17 protein-coding genes and 4 pseudogenes are annotated in these 23,369 nt (G+C 63.0%); 12 read left to right on the forward strand and 9 right to left on the reverse strand.

Features of this window, described 5'->3' with window-relative positions; genetic code table 11:
• Positions 1 to 14: 14 nt before the first annotated feature.
• Positions 15 to 488, forward strand: a pseudogene (locus IFT82_RS08215) (IS5 family transposase); the annotation flags it as partial.
• Positions 489 to 677: 189 nt separating this feature from the next.
• On the opposite strand, the gene IFT82_RS08220 reads toward IFT82_RS08215, so the two are convergent.
• The 3 genes and pseudogenes from IFT82_RS08220 to IFT82_RS08230 form a co-directional block, all read right to left on the reverse strand.
• Positions 678 to 917, reverse strand: coding sequence for a hypothetical protein (locus IFT82_RS08220; RefSeq protein ID WP_192125841.1), 240 nt, complete (start codon positions 915 to 917; stop codon positions 678 to 680).
• A 452-nt stretch (positions 918 to 1,369) separates the two neighbouring features.
• Positions 1,370 to 2,323: pseudogene (locus tag IFT82_RS08225) on the reverse strand (IS481 family transposase); the annotation flags it as partial.
• Between the two features lie 293 nt (positions 2,324 to 2,616).
• On the reverse strand, positions 2,617 to 5,481 hold the full coding sequence (locus IFT82_RS08230; RefSeq protein WP_207105755.1) for a TonB-dependent receptor: 2,865 nt from the start codon (positions 5,479 to 5,481) through the stop codon (positions 2,617 to 2,619).
• 195 nt (positions 5,482 to 5,676) lie between these two features.
• On the opposite strand from IFT82_RS08230, the gene IFT82_RS08235 reads away from it, so the two are divergent.
• The 11 genes from IFT82_RS08235 to IFT82_RS08285 all read left to right on the forward strand — a co-directional run bounded on the left by IFT82_RS08235 (position 5,677) and on the right by IFT82_RS08285 (position 18,029).
• Positions 5,677 to 6,822, forward strand: coding sequence for a mandelate racemase/muconate lactonizing enzyme family protein (locus IFT82_RS08235; protein ID WP_192125843.1), 1,146 nt, complete (start codon positions 5,677 to 5,679; stop codon positions 6,820 to 6,822).
• Complete coding sequence (locus tag IFT82_RS08240) at positions 6,819 to 8,123, forward strand: MFS transporter (protein ID WP_192125844.1); 1,305 nt, start codon at positions 6,819 to 6,821, stop codon at positions 8,121 to 8,123. Before IFT82_RS08235 ends, IFT82_RS08240 begins: the two co-directional genes overlap by 4 nt.
• Before the next feature lie 3 nt (positions 8,124 to 8,126).
• Positions 8,127 to 8,972 (forward strand): amidohydrolase family protein, encoded by an 846-nt coding sequence (locus tag IFT82_RS08245; RefSeq protein WP_192125845.1) that lies wholly within the window; start codon positions 8,127 to 8,129, stop codon positions 8,970 to 8,972.
• A 29-nt stretch (positions 8,973 to 9,001) separates the two neighbouring features.
• The gene (locus IFT82_RS08250; protein ID WP_244646620.1) at positions 9,002 to 11,068 is read left to right on the forward strand and encodes a right-handed parallel beta-helix repeat-containing protein; all 2,067 of its coding nucleotides are present in this window, start codon (positions 9,002 to 9,004) and stop codon (positions 11,066 to 11,068) included.
• Between the two features lie 65 nt (positions 11,069 to 11,133).
• Entirely contained in the window at positions 11,134 to 11,850 is a 717-nt protein-coding gene (locus IFT82_RS08255; protein ID WP_192125847.1) for a GntR family transcriptional regulator, read from the forward strand.
• 416 nt (positions 11,851 to 12,266) lie between these two features.
• Positions 12,267 to 12,605, forward strand: coding sequence for an L-rhamnose mutarotase (locus IFT82_RS08260; RefSeq protein ID WP_192125848.1), 339 nt, complete (start codon positions 12,267 to 12,269; stop codon positions 12,603 to 12,605).
• Positions 12,602 to 13,333 carry an SDR family oxidoreductase gene (locus tag IFT82_RS08265; RefSeq protein ID WP_192125849.1) on the forward strand — a complete coding sequence of 244 codons (732 nt, stop codon included), beginning with the start codon at positions 12,602 to 12,604 and terminating at the stop codon, positions 13,331 to 13,333. The genes IFT82_RS08260 and IFT82_RS08265 overlap by 4 nt, the downstream gene beginning before the upstream one ends.
• Positions 13,334 to 13,340: 7 nt before the next feature.
• Positions 13,341 to 14,516 carry an FMN-dependent L-lactate dehydrogenase LldD gene (gene lldD, locus IFT82_RS08270; RefSeq protein ID WP_192125850.1) on the forward strand — a complete coding sequence of 392 codons (1,176 nt, stop codon included), beginning with the start codon at positions 13,341 to 13,343 and terminating at the stop codon, positions 14,514 to 14,516.
• A complete protein-coding gene (locus tag IFT82_RS08275; protein ID WP_192125851.1) occupies positions 14,513 to 15,370 on the forward strand; it encodes a fumarylacetoacetate hydrolase family protein in 858 nt (285 codons plus the stop codon). Before lldD ends, IFT82_RS08275 begins: the two co-directional genes overlap by 4 nt.
• A 7-nt stretch (positions 15,371 to 15,377) precedes the next feature.
• Positions 15,378 to 16,403 (forward strand): aldo/keto reductase, encoded by a 1,026-nt coding sequence (locus IFT82_RS08280; protein WP_192125852.1) that lies wholly within the window; start codon positions 15,378 to 15,380, stop codon positions 16,401 to 16,403.
• A gap of 321 nt (positions 16,404 to 16,724) precedes the next feature.
• A complete protein-coding gene (locus IFT82_RS08285; protein ID WP_192125853.1) occupies positions 16,725 to 18,029 on the forward strand; it encodes an O-acetylhomoserine aminocarboxypropyltransferase/cysteine synthase family protein in 1,305 nt (434 codons plus the stop codon).
• Positions 18,030 to 18,442: 413 nt separating this feature from the next.
• Here IFT82_RS08285 and IFT82_RS20445 read toward each other — a convergent pair whose 3' ends face one another.
• The 6 genes and pseudogenes from IFT82_RS20445 to IFT82_RS08315 all read right to left on the reverse strand — a co-directional run bounded on the left by IFT82_RS20445 (position 18,443) and on the right by IFT82_RS08315 (position 23,327).
• Positions 18,443 to 18,613, reverse strand: coding sequence for a DUF305 domain-containing protein (locus IFT82_RS20445; protein ID WP_199860406.1), 171 nt, complete (start codon positions 18,611 to 18,613; stop codon positions 18,443 to 18,445).
• A gap of 152 nt (positions 18,614 to 18,765) precedes the next feature.
• Positions 18,766 to 19,107 (reverse strand): annotated as a pseudogene (locus IFT82_RS08295) (MauE/DoxX family redox-associated membrane protein); the annotation flags it as partial.
• Positions 19,085 to 20,107: pseudogene (locus tag IFT82_RS08300) on the reverse strand (IS481 family transposase); the annotation flags it as partial. The pseudogenes IFT82_RS08295 and IFT82_RS08300, both read right to left, overlap by 23 nt.
• Positions 20,100 to 20,696, reverse strand: coding sequence for a recombinase family protein (locus IFT82_RS08305; RefSeq protein ID WP_192125854.1), 597 nt, complete (start codon positions 20,694 to 20,696; stop codon positions 20,100 to 20,102). The gene IFT82_RS08305 and the pseudogene IFT82_RS08300, both read right to left, overlap by 8 nt.
• A 186-nt stretch (positions 20,697 to 20,882) precedes the next feature.
• Positions 20,883 to 22,058, reverse strand: a complete 1,176-nt coding sequence (locus IFT82_RS08310; RefSeq protein WP_192125855.1) for an ROK family protein — start codon at positions 22,056 to 22,058, stop codon at positions 20,883 to 20,885.
• A 30-nt stretch (positions 22,059 to 22,088) separates the two neighbouring features.
• Positions 22,089 to 23,327 (reverse strand): MFS transporter, encoded by a 1,239-nt coding sequence (locus IFT82_RS08315; RefSeq protein ID WP_192125856.1) that lies wholly within the window; start codon positions 23,325 to 23,327, stop codon positions 22,089 to 22,091.
• Positions 23,328 to 23,369: the final 42 nt, after the last annotated feature.

Below are 23,369 nucleotides of genomic sequence, written 5' to 3' on the forward strand. Positions count from 1 at the left end.
TCATCCGTTCTTGGATGAGCATTTGCCGCAAGGGGTATCCGTCTGACGTCAGCGACGAGGAATGGTCGCTGGTTGCGCCGTACCTGCTGTTGCAGCGCGAGGATGCCGGCCAGCGGGAGCACGATCTGCGCGAGGTGTTCAACGGTCTGCGCTATATCGTGAAGACCGGCGCGCCGTGGCGGTGGATGCCGAACGATCTGCCACCCTGGGCGGCGGTCTACCAGCAGACGCAGCGATGGCTGGCGGCGGGCTGCTTCGAGGCGCTGGTCGACGATCTGCGCGGCGTGCTGCGACTGGCGGCGGGGCGCACGGCCGAGCCGATCGCCGCGATCATCGATAGTCGGACGCTGCGCTCCACGCCCGAGAGCGGCGAGCGTGCCGGCTATGACGGCGGGAAACGCAAGAGGGGCTCGAAGATCCACATGGCCGTCGATACGCTGGGTCATCTGCTTGCACTTCATGTCACGCCGGTGTCGATTAGCAACAAGACATGCTATCGTAAGCCATTGAAATGACGTGGATTGTGCAAAAAGCGGTTTTGCGGATTTTGCAATCGAAACTACTCAAGTTGGGCGTTTGAGCAACAACGAGTACGCAACCGGTTCGGCGCGGGCGTAGTGATCGTCTCGCGGGATGCTAACGCAGTTGTCGGGCATCGGGATCGCAGCGAATCGTGCTCAGTTCGTCGATTGGTCCACCGTGCTGGGTGGACCCTCCATTCGCTGGTGAGGTCCCGTTGGCTCCAGCTCAGTGACCTTAGCGTGGGCCGTTAGCTGCCGCATCGCTGTCGCCACGTCGGACGGCAGACTGGCCACGATCTCGGTGATCGCGTCTTCGGCTTGCGCGAGCATGGTTCCCGCCCGCTTCGCCAGGGTCGAGCGAGTCGCATAGTCGCTCACGGCCGCGTCCAGCATCATGTTGGTCTGAACCTGACGGCGGACCGCAAGGCCGGGCGCTATCTCGAACGTGTGGTAGGCCGCACCATCGGCGTCCTTTCCATCTGGCCGGCACGCCTCAACGTGCAGAGACTGCCGGAGTGGGCCGCGGAACGAGCGCCACGGCTCGACCGGGAAAAGGCCCGGGCTAGGATCCTGCTGGCGGTGGATGACTACAACGCTCCCTTGATTGCGGGCATCGGCTCGTCGGGCGATAGGCCGCCACCAGAAGGATTGGTCGAACTACTGAGGGCATTCGGTAGTTAGGCGATCCGCCCTGCATCGACGATGCGCGGCGGCGGAGAATCCCGCGCGGCATTGTGAACGCGAAATGCCTGCGCCAACGCGTCCAGGGTCTCCCGCCGGTCGAGGGGACTATCGGCACCGGCCCGTAGGGCCCGCGTCGGATCCCGCGATGCCAGCGGTCCGTAGATGTTTAGTCCCGGCATCTGGTGGATCGGGTCGACGATGAACCGATCTGGCTCTGAGGTCCAGATCTTGGCGATGTATTCGTAGGATGTGAGGCCACTGAGCGTCTTGAGCCGGCGAGCGAAATTGTAGGCGGCCATGAAGTCGGCGAGGTGTGTCCGGAGCTGGTCGTGGCTCTCGTAGTGGAAGCGTTTGACGGTCGCCTCTTTGATCGTCCGGTTCATCCGCTCGACCTGGCCGTTCGTCCACGGATGGTTCGGTTTGGTGAGCCGGTGCTCGATGTCGTTGGCCTCGCAGATCATGTCGAAGCGCATCTGGCGCGACCAGGGGGTGTTGCGGTTGCGGGGCTGCTCGGCGAACTGGATCCCATTATCGGTCAGGATCGTGTGGATGCGGTAGGGCACGGCTTTCAGCAGGTGTTCGAGGAACTCCCACGCTGTCCGTCGATCAGCCTTGTCGACGAGTTGGGTGACCGCGAACTTGCTCGTGCGGTCGATGCCGACGAACAGGTACAGTTTGCCTTCGGCGGTCTGCACCTCGGCGATATCCATATGGAAGAAACCGATTGGATAGCGTTTGAAGCGCTGTCGCTTCGGCTTATTCCCTTCAATGTCCGGCAGACGGGATATGCCATGACGCTGCAGGCAGCGGTGTAGCGCTGAGCGCGTCAACGGCGGGATCGATGGCTGCAAGGCGTAGAGGCAGTCGTCCAACGGCAACAGCGTGTGCCGGCGGAACGCCACAACCATTGCCTCCTCGGCTTCGGTCAAGGTCGTGGAGTGAGGGGCCTTCGGCCCAGTCTTCAGATCCTCGACCGTCACCCGCTTCCGCCACTTCGCCACCGTCTTCGGATTGATCCCCAGCTCCCGGCTCAGCGTCGCGAGCGAAGCTTGCGATCGCTGTATTGCTGCTCGGACGGCGTGCGTGGTCGTGGCGCTCCCGTGACGAACTTGTCCCATACGGCTTCCTTCCATTCCAACGAAAGGATCGCACCATTAAACCGTGGGATCAAACACCTAACCAAGACATGAATGTCGCGCCTTGCCGGGGCGGAGCATACGGGCTCGACTCCTCTCACAAGCCACCCTCGGCAGTCTAGAAGTTAGTGATTAAATGAGGAGTCGCCACTTAGCACCTTTTGAAAAAGAGATGGCGACCCAAGGCAACAAACCCACGAAACCGAAGGACGAAAGGTAAGCGCTAATTTCTGTAATTAATAGGCATCTTCCGACGTCACAAATCAATTGAACAATTAGAAGGAAGCGCGAACTCCAACGTTGAAGCGAGATCCGGTGTTTTGAATATTTTTTACCCGCTCCTCCCTGACGGAGTAATCGAAGGTGTACTTTTGGGTAAGGTTTACGCCTTGAACATATACCTGAAAGGCTGGCGTGATGTCATAGGATGCACTGAAATCCAGCTGTCCGTATGCTGCACGGTTTTCCGGCTGGCCATAATCGCTAAAGCACGTACGCAGGAACGATGAGCGCCAGTTATACGAAGCGCGTGCTTGAATGCCGTATTTCTGGAAGAACAAGCTGCCATTTGCCGAGTGCGGCGACAGGCCATTGTAGCCGCAGCTATTGTTCGTGGCAGCTGCGCGCTTGGCGGTACTCGAGACGTAAGTGTAATTCCCCGCGACGCCGAAGCCTCCGAAGAACCCTGAAGTCAGGCGATCGGCGGTCAGCTGACCGCCGACCTCGACACCTGCCACTGAGCCGGTTGCGCCGTTGCGCGTACGGGTATCCTGGAAGGTGTAGGCTCCGAGCGGGACCGGCAACGTCTGCTGTTCGAGGAAGTCGGAGAATTCCTTGTAGAAGCCAGCCACGCTGACGTAGCTGATATCCGAAATATACCATTCGTATGACAGGTCGTAATTGGTCGACTTGAACGGACGTAGTGCGGGATTGCCACCGCCCGAGACCGCGGCCGTGATCCGACCGGTGTAGTTGTTGTCGACGCCGAGATCAGTCAACGTCGGGCGCGTCACGGTCTGCGACGCGGCAGCGCGTACCACCATGTCGCTGGTCAGGTTGTACTTGACGTTCGCCGAGGGCAGGAAGTTGCGATAGCTGTTGCGGACCGTACTGGCGCTCGGGTAGTTGAACACGATGTTCAGATTGTCGTCGCCGGGATTGACCGTGATCGACCGGATGGTCTGCGCAAAGCCCTGCGACACGACCGACGTGTCGGCGACGCGGAAACCGAGGTTTCCTGACCAGTTCGGTCCGCCAATTCCCACGTTGAGATAGCCGGCCCAAACCTTTTCCTGGACATCCAGTAGCTGCCCGGGACGGTTGCGCAGTCCGAAAGGACCACTTGCAAGCGCGAGCTGGCGTGCGGCCTCCGCTGCCTGTTCGGCAGCGGTGCGACCCTGACGCGCCAGGGCCAGCACGTTCGGTTGCGAGAGATACGCGATGACGGCATTTGGATCGAACGTCAGGAAGTTGATCGGCGCCTTGTCGCTGCCGGATGTCTTGGGCAGCCAGTTGTCCAGTGTATAGGCTGACAGCAGGTTCGCGGGCATCGGTATGTCATAGCCGCAATACGAACATACGGTGTCCGAGTTGTCCGCATTCGTGCGCGTCTTGTGACGCTCGTTGTAGGCCGCACCGAACAGGATCGACTTGACGATACCACTGTCCTCGTTGCGGAAGTCGCCATCGAAGTGGTATTCGTTGCCGGTATCGCGCACCCGGCCCTCGCCGATCGACGTATAGTGCGCGCGCATCAGGCTCGGGTCGGTGATCGGACCGAGATTCGACAGGATCGGCAGATCGGAACCGCTCACCAGATCCCAACGCGGCGATGTCTGCGCCAGCGATCCGACCACGACGAACGCATTCGGCGTACGGTTCTTCGCTTCGGTCCTGGAGGCATCGAACCTGAGGTCCAGTGCGTCCGTGACGCTCCATTTCAGGTTGCCGCCAACCTGATAGCTGGTGGTAAGCCGGTTGGCATAGGAAGCGTAATTGTCGTTCTGCGACAGCGTGACGCGACGATCGGCTAGTGCCGGATCGGTCAGGCCGGGGTTGGCGCTCAGGAACTGAGAACCCGGGCGATTGAAACCGGTGACCGTGCCATTACCGTTCGTGGTCAGCCCGATGAAGCGCGGCGTGTAGAAGGCACCGAAGGTCCGCCCCGAGCTGAAGACATTAAACTTTGAGTACAGCCCATCGACCGTCAGAAGCAGCTTCTCGCCGAGTCTGCCCTGCACGGTCCCCGCGACGTTCAGACGCTCCCGATTTTCCAGCGAGCGATTGAAGGTCGAATCGCGTGGCGTGAAGATATTGCTGGCGCTGTCGACCAGGCTGGTGGCCCCGAGCCCTGTAGCGTTCGCGGTGCCCGCAATCAGTCCCTGCGTTCCGGGCAACCAGCCGTGAATAATGAATTGGTCGTTCTGACTGTAGCGGTTGGTATAGCTGGCGGAAACGACCGCGCCAAAAGTCTTGTCCTCGTTGGCAAACGATGCAACGCCAGAAAGGTCAGGACTGGCCTTGTCACGGAGCGTGTCATACATGCCGCCGGCGGCAACCGTCAGGTGCAGCCCACCCTTGCCGTCCAGCGGACGCGCCGTGACGATGTTGACGGTGGCACCGATACCGCCTTCCTGAAGTTGCGGCACCGTGCTCTTGAAGATGTCAGTGCGCTGGATCATGTTCGGCGACAACACGTCGAACGAAAACTCGCGGCCGGGATTGTCTGTCGCCATGATGCGACCATTGACGAGCACGGTATTGAACTGCGGGCCGAGGCCGCGGACCGTAATGAATTGGCCTTCGCCACCATTGCGATCGATCGCCACGCCGGTCACCCGCTGCAAGGATTCGGATATGTTGACGTCGGGGAACTTGCCGACATCCTCGGCGGAAACCGAATCGACAATCTGCGATGCGTTGCGCTTCGTTGCCTGAGCAGAGCGCAAGCTGGCGCGGATACCGGTGACGACGATGTCCTGCTCGGCCGCTGGATCCGCTGGTACCGCGACGGACTGGTCGGACGTCGAAACCGCAAGCGCCGTATCCTGACCATCAGCAGGTGCGGTCTGCGCGTGACCGGCTGACGCGAGCGCAAACCCGCCCACTGCGGCAAGCAGATATCCCTTTTTCATCATCATTCCCCTCCTGATGCCCCGCTATCCCGGGTTACCGGGTCGATATCAGCCAAGGTTTCTCGACTGTCAATGTGAGATTTCAGTACCGTAATATGGAATGTCTGTTGACGGGTATCGGTCGTGTCGTTCAAATAGAAGAGATGACATGATCTTGGCGCCTCGCGCTCGGTCGGATCCAAAAAAGTGGGCGGGGATGATATGAGCAAAACCAGGATTGCCGATTTTCGCATTTCGCGATTTCAGTTCCGGCGCAACCGAACGATCGGCGATTCGCAAGTGTCGACCGGAGAAGCGAACATCGTCGCGATAGAACTGATCGATGAGTCCGGGCGCGTCGGACTCGGCTTTACACAAGTGTTGTTTCAGCCTCTGATGCGCGAGGCCGATATCGCGCTCGCTTTTCGACAGGAGGCATTCGCTGCTCTTGAGGGACGCGAGCCGGGTGCCGTCGCGTTGCAGGTGACGCGTCCGCGCGGAGGCAGCGTTCGACGCCTGCTGCTCCCCTTCGAGGAAGCAATACAGCATGCGGTGTGGGATTTGTTTGCCCAGTCGTCCGACATGCCATTGTGGAAGTTGCTGGGCGAGAAGCGCGACGCGGTGCCGGTCTATGCAAGCGGACTGGATTTCCATCTTTCTGATAAAGAGTTTACGGAATTGTTCGGGGTCGCGGCCACGCAGGGCTTTCGCGGTTACAAGATCAAGGTCGGCCACACCAATGTGCAGCGCGACCTTCACCGGCTGGATCTGCTGAGGTCGGCGACCGGCGATGGCGGTCTGCCCGTGATGATCGACGCCAATGAATCATGGACGGCCGCGGAGACACAGGCGGCGCTGGACCTGTTCGCCCGGGCCGGCCACCGTATCTACTGGGTGGAGGACCCCATTCCGCGCGACGACTTCGACGGGTTACGCCGGCTGCGGCTCGCCTGTCCCGGCACGCGGGTCAACAGCGGAGAATATCTGGACGTGTCGGGCAAGCGCCGGCTGTTGGCGGCGGATGCATGCGACATGTTGAACGTTCACGGTCAGGTCAGCGACGTGATGCGGGCGGGCTGGCTTGCGGGCGAGCATAATGTCGAGGTGACCTTCGGCAACAGCTTCCTCGAAATCGGCGTCAACATGGCGCTGGCGTTGCCCGGTGTCCGGTGGCTGGAGTATAGCTTCCAGAACTTCGAACACCTGGTCGAGGAGCCGTATGTCATCCGGGACGGCCTGATCCGCGGGCACGACCGGCCTGGCCACGGGCTGGTATTGAGCGAGGCGGCGCGGGCCCAGCATCGAACGCCCGAGCCGTTGGCGCTCGCGGATCTCGGCCCGGCTCCGACATGGGAGCGACCGGCATGAGCGTCGTCCAGCCGACCGACGTCGGAGAAGCGGACACGAGCTCGCACTGCGGTTCCGCCGCATGGGTGAGGGAACGCGGAAAATGGGTGCTGCTCGTATCGCTCGGTGTCGTATTTTTCGCATTGCTGACGCTGTACGCCTCTGTGCTGGGCGTGTTGCTGCCCAACCAGATCCAGAACCTTGACCCCGTTGGCAAGACGCAGACGCTGGGCGTGATCTATGCGATCACATCGGTGTTCAGTACACTGAGCACACCTATCGCCGGGGCGTTGTCTGATCGGACGCGCAGCCGCTTCGGTCGCCGGACGCCGTGGATCGTCGTCGGAGCGACCATCGGCGGCAGCGCGATTATCCTGACGCCGCACATGCCGGGGCTGGTCGCGATCACGGCGATGTGGCTGGTGGCAGTGGTGACGCTCAATGCGATGCAGCCGGCGATCACGACGCTGGTCGCCGACCGCTTCCCGCCCGAGGAGCGCGGGCTCGCGTCCGGGGTCGTCGGGGGCGCGATGACGGCGGGCGTATCGTTCGGTACCTTTTTCGCCGGTTCGCTCGCGTCCAACATCCCGCTGGCCTACGCTATCGTCGGTGCCGCGATCATCATCGCATCGCTGGCGTTCGTCGTTATCAATCCGGAACCGATGGCGACGCTGACACCGGCCACACCGTTCCGCCTCGGACAATTCCTGAAGGGATTCTGGATATCGCCGCGCGAGCATCCCGATTTCGCGTGGGCGTTCCTCGGCCGGTTCGCGATCTACATGGGCTATCAGGCGATCCTGACCTACCTGCTATACATCCTGCAGGATCATATCGGGCTGTCGCAGGCCAAGGCCAATGCGATGATCGCGACGATGTCGGTCATTACCTTCGTCGCACTGGTGTTTTCTGGTATCGGATCAGGCGTGCTGTCCGACCGGCTCGGCCGTCGCAAGCCGCTGGTGTTTCTCGCCAGCCTCATCATGGCGATCGCCGTCGTCATGCCGCTGATTGCCCCGACGCCGAACGGCATGATCGTGTACGCCGTGCTGATCGGCCTTGGCTATGGATCCTTCATGTCGGTCGATCTGGCGCTGATGACGCAGGTGCTGCCTAAGCCCAAGCCGGGCGAAGAAGACACCACCGGCAAGGATCTCGGCATCCTTACCACTGCGGTCAACGTGCCCCAGATCCTCAGCCCGGTGATGGCGGCGGCGCTGCTGACGGCGACGGGAAACAACTACGCGGTGCTGTTCGTCGTGTCGGGAGTGTTCGTCCTGGCGGGGTCGTTCCTCGTTCTGCCGATCCGGTCGGTGCGCTGATCCATGGGAGTGATCGACGCGCATGTGCATCTCTGGTCGCTGGCGACACCCGGACATGAATGGCCGACCGCGGAAACGCCCGCGTTGCACCGGGATTTCGGCGCCGAGGACCTGCGGAGCGCGGCGTCGGGTGTCGGACTTGACGGGGTTGTGCTCGTCCAGTCGCAGCCGACTGATGCCGACACCGACTGGATGCTGGCAGTCGCTGCGCACGATCCGCTGGTGCTCGGCGTGGTCGGCTGGGTGGATCTGGCCGCACCCGACGCCCCCACGCGAATCGCGAGCTTAGCCGCGAACAGGAAATTGCGCGGTTTGCGGCCAATGCTGCAGTCCATCGACGATACCGACTGGTTGCTGGGGCATGGGCTTGCGCCCGCAGTGCGCGCGATGATCGATCATGGCCTGACCTTCGATGCGTTGGTCCAGCCGCGCCACCTGCCGATGCTGGAGAAGTTCGCCGCGCGTTGGCCCGACCTGCCGGTGGTCATCGATCACGGTGCGAAGCCCGACGCCGCCCCGGGCATGGCCGATCGATGGCGCGACGGCATGGCATCATTGGCCGCGGCGGGAGCATGGTGCAAGCTGTCCGGCCTGCGCACCGAACAGGCGCCCGGTGCGTCGGCGGATGCACTGGCGGGATATGTCGCCCATCTGGTGGCAAGTTTCGGCCCGCGGCTGATGTGGGGTAGCGACTGGCCAATCCTCGCCCGTGACGGCGTGACCTGTCGCAGCTGGTTTGACGATGCGGCGCGGCTGACCGGATCGCAGGGCGGCGACAAGGCCCGGTTGTTCGCTGGCGCGGCCGAGCAATTTTACAGCCTGGAAGCACAAGCGGGAGATGAGCAGTGACTAGGGTTTCATTCAGTCGTTCGGCGTTGATGCTGTTGGGGTGCGCCGGGGCAGCGAACGCGCAGCAACTGCCGCCGATGCCCGATATCCCGCTGCCTCCCCGCAACAGCGGACCTGATACACATGCGGCGTTCGGCGGAATTACCCTTCCGGTCGCGCCCGCCGCTGTGCCGGTCGCGATCGCGATATCGCCGGCGGGATCCGACGACGGCGATGGATCGATTGCACACCCGTTCCGCACGCTTGAGCGGGCGCAGCAGGCGGTGCGACGCGCCAATCGCACGCATTCCGTTACCGTCACGCTTGCCGAGGGCCTGTATCCCCTGACGGTACCGTTGCGTTTCGGTGCCGAGGATGGCGGGCAGGATGGGAATGTGGTTCGCTGGCAGGCGGCGCCGGGCGCCCATCCGCGGATCTCGGGCGGCTCTGCCGTCACCGGCTGGACGCTTGCGGATCGGGCGCGCGACATCTGGGTCGCCGACGTGCCGCGCGGGCTGGACCCGCGCCATTTCTGGGTCGACGGCCGGATGGCGCAGCGTGCCCAGGTGCAGATCCCCCGCAAGGCTGTCGAGATCACCGCTACCGGCATGAAGATCATCGATCCGGCCTGGGGTTTCCTGGCCGGATTGCCCGATCAGTCGCGGATCGAGGTCGAACACACCGGCTTCTTCACCGACCGGCGTGCGATGGTTGCGAGCATCGAAGGCGATACGATCCGGATGCAGCAACCCGGCTGGCGCAACAACCTGATTGGCTATGACACGCTGGGACGTCCGGTGTCCGTCGCCAGCGCCCGCATGTTCCTCATCAATGCGCTCGCATTCCTGCGGGAAGCGGGTCAGTGGTACGTCGATCCTGCGGCGGGAAAGCTCTATTACAAGCCGCGCGCTGGCGAGAACATGTCACGCACCGAGGCGGTGCTGCCACGGCTGGAGTCGCTGGCGTCGATCGCGGGCAGTTATGATCGGCCGGTCGCTGATCTCCAATTTTCCGGGATCGCCTTCGGCTATACCAGCTGGTTGGGACCTTCGAGCGCGGAGGGATATGCCAGCCAGCAGAGTGGCGCGTATCTTGCGGGTGTGGTCCCCGGCTACCCGGCTGATCCGCTGCGCGATTGCAGCTGGGGTTGCTGGGCGTTCGAGACGATGCGCAATCGCTGGCGGCAACAGCCCGCGGCGGTGCAGGTCGCGGCGGCAGTGCGGGTTACGTTCGATCATGCCGAATTCGCCCACCTCGGTCAGATCGCGCTGGGCATCGGTAACAATCCGGATGCGAATGCCAGCGGGATCGGGTTCGGCGCGGCCGGAGTGGAGGTGCGGCACAGCCGTTTCAGAGATCTGTCCGGCGGTGCGATCATGGTCGGCGGCATCACCCCAGACGCGCATCATCCGCCGCGTGCCGAGATGGGCGTCCGCAACGTCGTAATTGCTGACAATCGGATCGAGAACGTCTCCCAGGATTTCAAGGAGCAGGCTGCTGTCCTCGTCACCTACGCCGCCGGGACGATCATCGAACACAACGACGTATCCGGCGCGCCCTATGACGGGATCGACATCGGCTGGGGGTGGGGAGTCAATGACCCCGGTGGCAGCGGAGCCTATCGCTCGCGTACGCGCGGCTATTACGACCAGCCCGGCAATATCGTCTACGACACCCCGACGATCCTGCGCGACACCGTAGTCCGCGGCAATCGGGTGCATCGCGTCAAAACGTGGTTCGAGGATGGCGGTGCGATCTACCATCTGTCCGCCGATCCCGGCGCGCTGATTGCCGAAAACTATGTGTACGATGTGCCGGGAGCGATCGGCCTCTATCTGGACGAGGGCTCACGCTACACCCTTCTTCGCCAGAACGTGATCGACGGGGCCGGGATCTGGCTGAATGCCAATACGATGGACGGTTATCTGCCGCATCGAACGACGATCGAGAACCGCGCTACGGGTAATTGGTACAATGGCGGCAAGCTGGGCGGTTCATGGGATGCGTATATGGACAACCGGCTGGACGGAAACGTGCTCGTCGGGGGGGCCGCATGGCCGCAGGCGGCGCGTGCGGTGATCGACGCAGCTGGGGTCCGTAAGGAACTAGCCAAATGATACGGCGGCACTCCACTTCGACTCGGCTTGGCGGTAGCCTCAAAAAGTCGGTATCGGTGGCAGTTATGAATAAGCCAGCACCCGCATCTTCCCGCGCGAAATCACGTTCCCTTGCTGCTTCGGAACCGTCGGGGTCGGGGCGTCGTCTGGGCGACCTTGCCTATCGGCGCATACTCGAGGGGCTCTTCGATCGGCGGGTGCCGGCAGGGTCTTTCATTTCGCAAGGCGAACTGGTGCGCTTGCTTGATGTCCCCATCCAGCCGCTGCGCGAGGCACTTCGCGTGCTGGAGACCGAAGGTATCCTGAAGATCCATGCACGATCCGGTATCGAGTTCTTGAAGGCCGACATGGAGCTGGCGCGATCGACCTATCAGTTCCGCTCGGTGATCGAGCGGTCGGCGGCGCGCGCGTATGCCGAGACGGCGAACTTGGCCGAAATCACCGGGCTGCTCGAGAAACATCGCACCCTTCTCGAACTCATCGAACGGGATGGCATCACGGAGGCGGCCGCGATCACGATGGAGGATCTGGAACAACGCTTCCACGGATCCATGATCGGCGCGCTGCGGAACCCGATGATCGAAACTACCGCGCGACGGCTGAAAAACTACGTCGATCTCATCCGCCTCGATGTGACATCCACCCCGCCGCGGATGATACGGACGCTGCGCGAGCATATCGATGTCCTGGAAGCGTGCCACAGGCGGGACACCGACGAGGCAGAAGCGGCGTTGGGGCGACACTTCCAGGCCGCACTGCAACGGATACTTGGGATGGTTTAGGCGCATGGGCCCACGCCCCTCCGCGGTCGGCGGACAGAATTGGCCGCGCAGGTTCGGCCTGAGACCGGCGTACAAAGAGAAAATGGATGGCTTATGCGATCCGCGGGACGCCGGCTACGATCCCTGGTCGCGCTCGTCCCCGTTTGACGCAGGAGCGTTGCAAGCCATTTCGGCCCCCGGCGCTACCGTGAGACAGATAACTGCTTGCGAAGGCACCCATCGTCTGCAATATAATCTGAAATCTCAGTGACGTCGTAAATAAGTATCAGGCGACTGGTGCTGGTATGGATTTGCAGCTCCTCGGCCTCGGAGGTTGGTGGACGTCGGCTGGTGCATGACGCCGGAGCAGTATCGGCAAAAGGCCGCGACTGGAGTGAAGCGGGGGACCGATGAAGATGCGGCGGGTCATCAGGATCATGGATCTGGCCGCCGAGTCGGCAACACTGGAAGCCTATGACGACGCGCATGCCACCGGTCAGACGCCGCGGGCCGTCATCAAGGCGCTGCATCGGCACGGCATCGCTGAAATGGAGATCTTTCGTGCCGGGCACCGGCTGGTGATGATCCTGCACCTGGGCGAAGAGTTCGATCCAGCGGGTCTGGCGGAGAGCGAACGAACGGACCCGGACCTAGCAGCATGGCAGCTCCGCATGACGACATTGCAACGCGCGCCGTTCGGGGACGGGGAACCATGGCCAGAGGCGCATGCCGTGTTCCGACTGAGCGATCATTTATCGAACAAGGAGATGACATGAGCAGATTGGCCGGTAAGCGCGCGCTGGTGACCGGCGCGGCACAGGGGATCGGTCGCGAAACGGTCGAGCTGTTCGTACGCGAGGGTGCCGAGGTGATAGCGCTGGACGTGCAGGCGGAGGCGCTGGCGACGCTTACGGGATGCACGACGATGACTATCGAACTGCTTGATGCCGCCGTGGTGGACGCGTTGGGAGAGTCGGTCGGAACGGTGGACATCCTCGTCAATTGCGCGGGCTATGTCGATGCGGGCGACCTGCTTTCGACGACGGAGCGCGGGTATCGACTGTCGTTCGAGCTCAATGTGGACGCCGCGATGCGCATGACGCGGGCCATGCTGCCCGCGATGATCGCGGCGGGGCGTGGATCGATCGTCAACGTCGCCTCGGTGGCGGGCGTGATGATCGGGGTGCCTAATCGCTTCGCCTATTGCGTGTCGAAGGGCGCGCTGGCGGGCCTGACCCGCGCCGTCGCGGTGGATTATGTTGGCAGCGGCATCCGCTGCAACGCCATCTGCCCTGGCACGGTGCAGTCGCCGTCGCTGGACGCGCGGCTTGCCGCGACGGGCGATGCGGAGGCTGCGCGAAGCGCTTTCGTCGCGCGCCAGCCGATGGGACGGATCGGCACTGCGGCCGAGATCGCGGCACTTGCGCTGTATCTGGCGTCGGACGAAAGCGCCTATACGACCGGCTGTCTGATGGCGGTCGACGGCGGCTGGACGATGGCGTGAGCGGCCGATGACCGCGATCGCATCGGTGGAGGATTTCTGGACGGCGGCACGCCGGCGTCTGCCGCGCTTCCTGTTCGATTATGCCGACGGCGGTGCCTTTACGGAGGAGACGCTCCACCGAAACGTCGCCGATCTGCGCGGGCTGGCGCTGCGTCAGCGGGTGCTGCATGACGTTGCGACGCTGGACCTTGGCACGACCTTGTTCGGGCGGCATCTGCCGCTGCCGGTGGTGCTCGGCCCGGTCGGGATCGCGGGCATGTACCGCAGGCGGGGGGAGGTTCAGGCGGCACGCGGCGCGCATCGCCACGGGCTGCCGTTCGCGCTGTCGACGGTCGGCATCTGCGCGATGGACGAACTGCGTCGCGGTGCGCCCACGGGGCCGCTGTGGTTCCAGCTTTACGTGATCCGTGACCGTGGCTTCATGCGCGAACTGATCGCGCGCGCGAAGCAGGCCGGTACCGAGGCACTGGTCTTCACGGTCGACATGCCGATCCCGGGCATCCGTTACCGCGACGCGCATTCGGGCATGTCGGGGCCGGGCGCTGCGGTGCGGCGGATCGCGCAGGCGATCGGCAAGCCCGGCTGGGCGGTGGATGTCGGTTTGCGGGGGCGTCCGCACCAACTCGGTAATCTGGAACCGGTGCTGGGGCGCGACAGCGGCCTGAACGATTACATGGGCTGGCTGGGCGCCAATTTCGATCCGGGTATCCGCTGGAGCGATCTGGACTGGCTGCGCGCCGAATGGGACGGCCCGCTCATCATCAAGGGTATCCTCGATCCGGAAGATGCGCGCGCCGCGGCCGATTACGGCGCGGACGGGATCGTCGTCTCCAATCACGGCGGCCGCCAGCTGGACGGTGTGCTGTCGACCGTGGCCGCGCTGCCGCCGATCGTCGCGGCGGTCGGCGATCGCCTGACCGTGCTGGCCGACGGCGGCGTCCGCATCGGGCTGGATGTCGTGCGCCTGCTGGCGTTGGGGGCAAAGGGCGTGCTGCTCGGCCGGGCGTGGCTCTATGCGCTGGCGGCGGGCGGAGAGGCGGGCGTCGCCCGCATGCTCGACATGCTGGCGAGTGAGATGAAGGTCGCGATGACGCTCACCGGCGTCAACGCCATTGCCGCGATCGACGGTGCGATCCTTGCGAACGCGCCGGCCAATTTTTCTAACGTGAAGGGATCGTCATGAAACTCTGTCGTTTTGGCGAAGCCGGGCAGGAGCGCCCCGGCATGATCGATGCCGCCGGCCGCATCCGCGACCTGTCGGCGCACGTCACCGATTTCGGCCCGGCGGAGATCGCACCGGACGCGCTGCGCACGCTGTCCGCGCTTGCGATCGACGACCTGCCACTGGTCCCCGAGGGCGTCCGCTATGGCCCGCCGGTCACCGGTACGCGCAAGTTCATCGCCATCGGCCTGAACTATGCCGACCACGCCGCCGAATCGAACCTGCCGATCCCAGAAGAGCCGGTGGTGTTCAGCAAATGGGTCAATTGCATCCAGGGGCCGAACGATCCGGTCACGATCCCGCGCGGATCGGTGAAGACCGACTGGGAGGTCGAACTGGGCGTGGTGATCGGCACCGGCGGGCACGATATCGCCCGCGAACGGGCGCTGGACCATGTCGCGGGCTATTGCGTCGTCCATGACGTCTCGGAACGCGAATGGCAGATCGAGCGCGGCCCGACCTGGGACAAGGGCAAGGGCTTCCCGACGTTTGGACCCGTAGGCCCGTGGTTGGTCACCGCCGACGAGGTCGGCGATCCGCAGACGCTGACGATGTGGCTCGACGTCAACGGCAAGCGCGTGCAGGACGGCAGCACCGCGACGATGATCTTCACGGTGGCCGACATCGTCGCCTATTGCTCGCGGTTCATGGCGCTGGAGCCGGGCGACATCATCACCACCGGCACGCCGCCGGGCGTGGGCCTCGGGCAGAAGCCGACCCCCTGGTATCTGAAGGCCGGGGACGTGGTCAGCCTGGGCATCGCGGGCCTGGGCGAACAGCGGCAGGACTTCGTCGCCGCAGTCAGCGCAGGGTGAGCGGGCGATGACGGACGCACGACCCGCCCTGCCGACCCGTCCGCTCGGGAAAAGCGGACTACGGGTGACCGAACTGGCGTTCGGCGCCGCGTCGCTGGGCAATCTGAACCGGCGCGTCGACGATGCGACCGCGCAGGCCGCGGTGCATGCCGCAGTGACAGCCGGCATCAATCTCGTCGATACCGCGCCGTTCTACGGTCGCGGGCTGAGCGAGCGTCGGGTCGGGGACGCGCTGCGCGAAGGCGATCGCAGCGTGATCCTGTCGACCAAGGCGGGCAGGTTGCTGGTCCCGGACGCGTCCGTCACCGAGCAGGAGGAGTGCGACGGCTTCCTGTCGCCGATGCCGTTCCGGATCGCGTATGACTACAGCCGCGACGGCATCCTGCGGTCGTTCGAGGCGAGCCTCCACCGGCTTGGGCTGGACCGCATCGACATCCTGCTGGTCCACGATATCGGCCGGTACGTGCAGGGCGACGCGCATGACGGTTACTGGGACCAGCTGACGCGCGGCGGCGGATTCGACGCGCTGGTCTCCTTGCGGGATCAAGGCGCGATCCGCGCATTTGGCTTGGGCGTGAACGAGGTGCAGGTGTGCATCGACGCGATCAACGTCGCGCCGCTCGACGTGCTGCTGCTCGCCAATCGCTACACGCTGCTGGAACAGACGCCGCTCGACAGCCTGTTCCCGCTGTGCGTCGCCAACGGTGTGTCGGTGATTGCCGGTGCGCCCTATAACAGCGGCATTCTTGCCACCGGTACACGGGGCCATGGTGTGCCGTTCTATGACTATGGCCCAGCTCCTGTGAACGTGATCGAACGGGTGCGGCTGATCGAAACGATAGCCGATACATGGCAGGTGCCTTTGGCTGCGGCCGCGCTCCAATTTCCGCTAGCGCATCCATGCGTCGCCGCCGTACTTCCCGGGATCAACGATCCAAGGCGGATGGCGGAGACGCTGGACCTCTACCACTTTTTTATTCCGATCGGATTTTGGTCGGCACTGGCTGATGCAGGCCTGCTATGCAGTGTTTAGTCTCCGTATTTGGTAGATTCTATCAATGGGGAATCGTGCTGGTTATAACGACCAAATCCCGACTATGTATTGTAGAGTATGGGCCCGCTGATTACCTTAATCCGAGGGTCGAGCTTTCCCGCTGGTGCAAGAAGCAACCAACGCGGAAGAGGAAGCAAGCGCATGACAGCTAGGTCTACAAACAGGCTCAGCATGGCCGATCTCTCAGCTTTTGCTAAGAAGGAAGGTGCCGCACAGCGTCCGTCGATTTCTGCGGATGGAAAGCGTATTTCAGTTTGAACGTCTAGCGCAGCGAACATCACGGCACACGAGGCACCTACCATGACGAACCCGACCTACCGTCCTGAAACCCTCGCCCTGCACGCCGGCTGGCGCGCCGATCCGAGCACCGGGGCGGTTGTTCCGCCGATCTACCAGACCACGTCGTACCAATTCCGGAACGCCGCGCATGCCGCTGACCTGTTCGCCCTGCGCGAACTCGGGAATATCTATACACGCCTCGGCAATCCGACGACGGATGTCCTCGAACAGCGTATCGCCGCGCTTGAAGGCGGCGCGGCAGCAGTCGCCGTCGCCTCCGGTCAGGCCGCGTCGACCTATGCGATCCAGAATCTCGCCCGGGTTGGCGACAACATCGTCAGCGGCACCGACCTGTATGGCGGCACGTACAATCTGTTCGCCAACACATTACGCGATATGGGCATCGAGACGCGCTTCGTCGACCCGGCCGATCCCGATGAGTTTGTACGCGCTACCGACGAACGGACGCGGGCCTGGTACGTCGAGACCCTGCCTAATCCCAAGCTGGTCGTGGCACCACTGGCGGTGATCGCTGCCCTGGGCCGACCGCTCGGGGTTCCTCTGATTGTCGATAACACGGCCGCTCCGCTGCTGGCACGGCCGTTCGATCATGGCGCAGCGGTCGTCGTCTATTCGACTACCAAGTACATCGGTGGCCACGGCACTTCGATTGGCGGCATGATCGTCGATGGCGGCAATTTCGACTGGAGCGCGTTGCCCGAAAGGCAACCGCAGCTGAACACGCCCGATGCCAGCTATCATGGCGCGGTCTGGACCGAGGCAGCTCGCCCGCTCGGGCCGATCGCCTATGCGCTGCGTGCCCGCGTCGTCCTACTACGCGACTGCGGCGCCGCACTTTCGCCGTTTAATGCTTTTCAGATATTGCAGGGAGTCGAGACGCTTCCCCTGCGCATGCCGCGCCACTGTGAGAATGCCCTGAAGGTCGTCGATTTCTTGCAGGCCCGCGCTGGCGTTGCTCGGGTGATCCACCCTTCGTTGCTGACGGGTAAGGCGCGAGCGACGGCGGACCACGTCCTGGCTGGCGGCATGGGAGGGCTGATTGGCTTTGAGCTGGATGGGGGCCGCGAGGCGGGTCGACGCTTCATCGACGCCCTCAATCTATTCTACCACGTCGCCAACATTGGTGACGCTCGCAGCCTCGCCATCCATCCCGCTACGACCACGCATTCGCAATTGTCCGCCGACGAGCAACTCGCGACCGGGGTATCGGATGGTTATGTTCGCCTATCGATCGGCTTGGAGCATATCGACGACATCTTGGCCGATTTGGATCAGGCGGTCGCAGCGGCACTCGCGACATCCTGACGAGCCAGTCGATGCTCGACTAGGTCGTCAGGAGGATTCCCCGGCTGTCCGAACCCTGCTAGGTGTCGATGTTCTCGAAGGGTAAAGTCTGGTGCAGCTCCCGAGAATTACGGCCGGGTGGACGGCAGCTGACCGACATTCTAGAATGCCATCAGGCTCGGGCATGGCCATGCTACGCCGCTTCCGTACTGCCGCGCGAGACGGCGTAGGGACGTGTGGACTCGCCGAAGCTCGCTGATCCTGGCATTCAGCTCTGTAGTTTGCCGGTCCACCGCCCAACACCTGTAGCCGCTGGTTGGCACACGGGCGAATGCGCGGCCTACCAGAAGCATTACTCTTCAAATCCGACTGGCCGCATGCCGCTCAATGAACGTTAAGGTGCTCCGTCGGTGACACCTCGCCCCTGCTCGAGTTCACGAACACACCGGTGATGATCGCCGCCAGAACAAGAGCGACCGCGCCGGCCAGGAACGCGTGGCGACAACGGACTGAGCCAGCTGCCGAAGCTCAGGATCACGGCCATGTTCCAACGCCGCCTTGGGCATCGCAACGGCGCCTTCGTGGTGCGGGATCATGCCGCGCATGAAGTCCACGTCTGCCTCACGGTGTAGGGGACGTTCATCGCGGTCATCATCCGGTGATGCGCCGCACGATATGCCGCCGTGGAGGAGGCGTCCACGTTGGCCGGGGCGGAGGTTTTGACCGTGTGCGTCGGGGTCTGGTTCATCAAATGAACTCAGCTGGTCACGAGGCCGAGGGCGGCGAGAGCCATCCACACGGCCATGGCAATCATCATTAGATTCTCGGTGAGCGAGATGAAGCCGAGCGGCACATTGTTCGAGCCGCCAACGCAAGCGCACTTGAGTTCCCGCTTGTCGATATAAACCGCCTTGAACACCGACACGGCACCGATCGTCGCGATGAACAGCGCAATGGGCACTGACAGCCAAGTGAGCGCGCCCGAGATCATGAGCACGCCTGCAAGCCCCTCAGCGAAGGGGTAGACGTAGCTGTAGGGCACCCAGCGCTTGGCGAGCAGATCGTAGTTCAGGAACATCGTCGCAAAGCTCTCGATGTTCGGAACGGTGATCGGCATTGTTGTAGGTGACGAGCGCGCGTCGCAGCCACAGGTTCGCCTCTTCCTCGTCCTTGGGCTTGTGGAAGTGGTACAGTGTCTCGTGCACCTCCTTGATCGTACGGAACGGCCGCTCGACCTTGCCCTTCGCGCGGGCTGCGGTGTGTCGGTCGTCAGATTTGGGCGGCAGGTGGGTGAGGACGCGCACGCCGAGGCTGCCCATCACCGACTGGAATACACGCGAGCGGCTGACCGGACCGTTGTCCATGTAGATCGTCACCGGCAGCCCCTGGAAAGGAAGTTCCGGCTCCGGCTTGGCTGCAAAGGCGTTGAACAGGAAGCGCAACGCCGATTCCGCGTCCTCGCCATAGACGCAGCGATATTCCTGGTAGACCACGCCCGAACGGTCATCGACGACCGAGAACAGCATCAGCGTCGGTTTGCCGCGCCCCTGCTCGATCCACAGCGGCGCTTCGACATGCTTGAGGTCGGATGGGCTCATGTCGAAATGCCATAGTTCGTTCGATCGTCGTGCCTGGAAGCGGACTGCCGCTCCCGGACGCGTGACGCGCGTATAATCCAGCCCCGACGATCGCAGCAGCCGGTCGATGGTAGCTCGCTTCAGAAGACCGGGCGCAACTTTCACAAGGCCTTCGGGTGTCTCGACGCCATCGGTTTCCAGAAACTCGATGGCGCGTGCTGTCGAGACATGCCGGCCCTTTTTGTTCGTGGTCCTGATCTTCAGCGCGGCGACGATCTCGGCATAGCGCTCCATTTCCGCCTGCGGGGCGATCCGCGTGCTGCCATGATCGCTGCGGCGTACGGACTTCGGCCGGTTCAGTTCGCGCAGCGCGCGGTACATTGTGCAGATCGATATCCCATAGGCGTCCGCTGCGCGGGCAACGATATCGGTGCGACCAGGATCGCGCGGAGGCAACAACGACAATCGTCGGCGAAGATCGACCAGCGCCTCGCCGGGCGGCCGCTTCGCCCGGTCAGCCATGCGCGGTAGCGGGTTCCTGTGCCTGGGCGGCAGAACCACGCTTGCCGGCGTAGCGGTAGAGCGTTGCGACCGAAACGCCCATGCGCTTGGCGATATCGCGTACCGGCAGTGATCCCTCCTGCATCATCGCGCGGGCGGCTGTTATGTCGCTAGCGCGCATGACGGGTGGACGACCGCCTTTGCGCCCCTGTCTACGCGCCTCGACCAAGCCAGCAGTGGTGCGCTCGCGGATCAGTGCGCGTTCGAACTGCGCGATGGCGCCAAAGACATGAAAGGTCAGCATCCCGCCGGGCGTCGTCGTGTCGATACTCTCGGTCAGCGAAACCAGCCCGATCTTCTCGCGCTCCAACTCCTCGGCCGTCGCGATTAGCTTCTTGAGCGACCGGGCGAGCCGGTCGAGTTTCCACACGACGAGGGAGTCGCCAGCGCGCAAGACGTCTTCCAGAATACGAGCGAGTTCGGGCCGATCATCGCGCGCACCAGAGGCCTTTTCGGTGAAGACCTTTTCACACCCGGCGCGGCGCAGCGCCTCGAGCTGAAGCTCGGGGTTCTGGTCGGTGGTACTGACCCTGGCATAGCCGACCCGCATAGACGCCCGATCTTCTCTAAAGTCGTCGAAGGCATAGCCTTTTGCGAAGCGGGTTTCCAGAACAGTTTTGACAAGCCTGGACCAACGGAAATGCGTTGCGGCTCGGTCAGGTTTCCGCGCTCGTCAGAAACGCTGATTTTAGAGAAGCCCGCAGGGCAATGATGGCGCACGGTAAAAATTGCCCCGCTAGAGCAGACTTCGATTGAAGCAGAGTGCGCTCGCGCCAAGCGCCGCTGCATCCCCATCCACCTTTGATACCAGCAGTTTTGGAAACGCGCGATCGCGTCCGCGGACGGGTACGGTGTAAAAGGAAAGCCGCCTGGCCAATCGCTCGCCGATGAAGGACGGCAGACGCCCTCCAATCACGATCGCATCCGGATCCGAGATTGCACCGATGGCGGATATGACCGCGTCTGCCGCGGGTACACACCGATCCAACCAGCGCTCGATCCCTCCCATTTCCGGTTCAATGCTCGTCAACATGTCCGACAGACTTGAATAGGATTTGCCATCCTCGGCCAATATCGCCCTCAAGGATGTCAGCGTAGGCCGGTCAGCACGCATCGCTGGTGGAAGAAGCCCTGTGAACTCACCGGCGTTGCCACGGCTGCCCCGCATGAGCTTGCCGTCTTGGATGATTCCGCCGCCTAGCCCGCCATCAATATAAAGATAGGCAAGGCTGGGGCAGGTGTCGCCGTGCCCGTACAGATATTCACCCAGCGCAGCCGCACTGCCATCGTTGTCGGCGATCGCAGTCAGTCCCAACGCCTGGCCCAGATCCTGTTCGAGATCGGCCGTCGCCCAATCCTCCATGCCGAGTGGCGCGTTGATCCTGAGAGGGTCACTCACGAAAAATCCAGGCAGCGCGAGACCCAGGCCGCAGAGGCGTTCCGGTGGAACACCGCCGTCCTCGAGCAATTGATCAATCAGCGTCGCTATCATCGTTGCGATGTCGGTGCGCGACGCACCGGCCGTTGGGGCATTTCGCGAGGCGATCACGCGCCCCGACAGGTGAACCAGATCGACCGTCATCATGTCGGCTCTTACCGCGACGCCGAAGGCATAGGCCGCGTGTGGCGCGAGCGACAGCGGCAGACTGGGCTGACCCATCCTGCTCATCATCACTTTGTCGTCCGCTATGAGGAGGCCATCGCGCAAAAGCTGGTCAACAAGGCGGCTGACGGTCGGCAACGCCAGCCCCGACCGTCGCGCGAGTTCGGCACGAGATATCGGCGCATCGCGCCGGATCGCGCCCAACAGGTCGCGTTCGTTGCCCGTCAGTGTCCGAAACGCATTCTCCCGCCAGACTGTTTTACCAAAGCGCGGCGTAAGTGAACTGGCTTCGACGGTAGATGCATTCACCGCGACAGGTACTCCTATTACTAACGTCAATTATGTTAGCATATGGTGGGCCTGTCCACGTTGGATGATCGACAGGCCCAAGAGGATCATTGCGCCTGTTGCAATGGCACCAGCCATCACCGCCGCAAGCGCCCCGCCATCCGTGCGCGAAAGCCATCCGTCGAGAAGCGCGCCAGCGATGACCACGGCGACACCCTGACCCATTTTCGCAACTGCGGTGAAACGCCCGATGACACCTACGGCGTCTCCGTGAGACGCACTGCGAGCGATGCCCGACCAGAGAACGAAAAGAACGCCTCCCAAGCCGATACCATACAACAAGGCGGCACCACCGCTGGCGATCAGAACGTCGCGTGGAACGAAGACCAGCAGGCAACTGCCACCCACCATCATGGCCAGGGCATAACCGAGCAAGGCAGATGGAGAGCGGCTAATGCTGCAGGACAACCATGCAGTTTGCGACAGGGCTGCCCCCACCGCGATCAAGCCCATGAACGCGCTCGCGGACAGGTGCCGACCCATGCCGTATGACGCGAGATAAGGTTCGATCTGGCTAAAGATGGTCGTCGCGATCGTCATGACGGTCATCATCGCCATCAACGTGCGACCGCCGTGTGGCCGGATGCCATCGGGTATAGTCTGTACAATCGAGCGAGTATGACCAGCGACAAGCCGTGACAGGATTAGCGCCCCAACGATCGTAAACACCGACAGCAGCGCAACCATCCCCAGAAAGGCCCTGCCGGCATCGATCGGCCCCTGATGGGCCATGACGGGTACGAAGGCGAAAGCCAGGGCAGTTCTGGCGACGGCCCCCGCAGCATTACGGACTGCCGTCATCCTGCGCCGCTGCTCATCTGTCGATGTAGCCAGCGCCAGGAGCGCATTCTGCGGCACATCGAGAAGGGCATAGGCAGCCCGGAACGTAAACAGGGTAACGATGCTCGCCCCCAGCCGCATATCCGGCGGTACGTATGCCACGGAAGCGAACAAAAGCAGCGCCGCGGCGCTCGCAACCGAACCGCACGCCTGCATCCGGGCGGGTTCAATCCCTATTCCGCGCCGAGTGAGCAAGCCAATAAGACCGAGATCGGCCAGCGCCGCGAACAGCAATGAGCAACCGATGATGATACCGGTATAGAGCGGTGCGACGCCGCAGACTTCGGTCATATAGAAGGTAAAATAGAGGTCGCTGGCGGTCCAGAAGAGCGTCTTGCCGCCATGCGCGCAGCCATAGGCCCACGTCAGAGCGCGAAAGGACGGGGACACGCCGCTGCCTGTGTAAGATAGGGCGCAGACACCTTTCACTAC

Origin of the sequence: Sphingomonas sp. CFBP 8760, assembly GCF_014841615.1 — a bacterium.
Taxonomy (GTDB): Bacteria; Pseudomonadota; Alphaproteobacteria; order Sphingomonadales; family Sphingomonadaceae; genus Sphingomonas.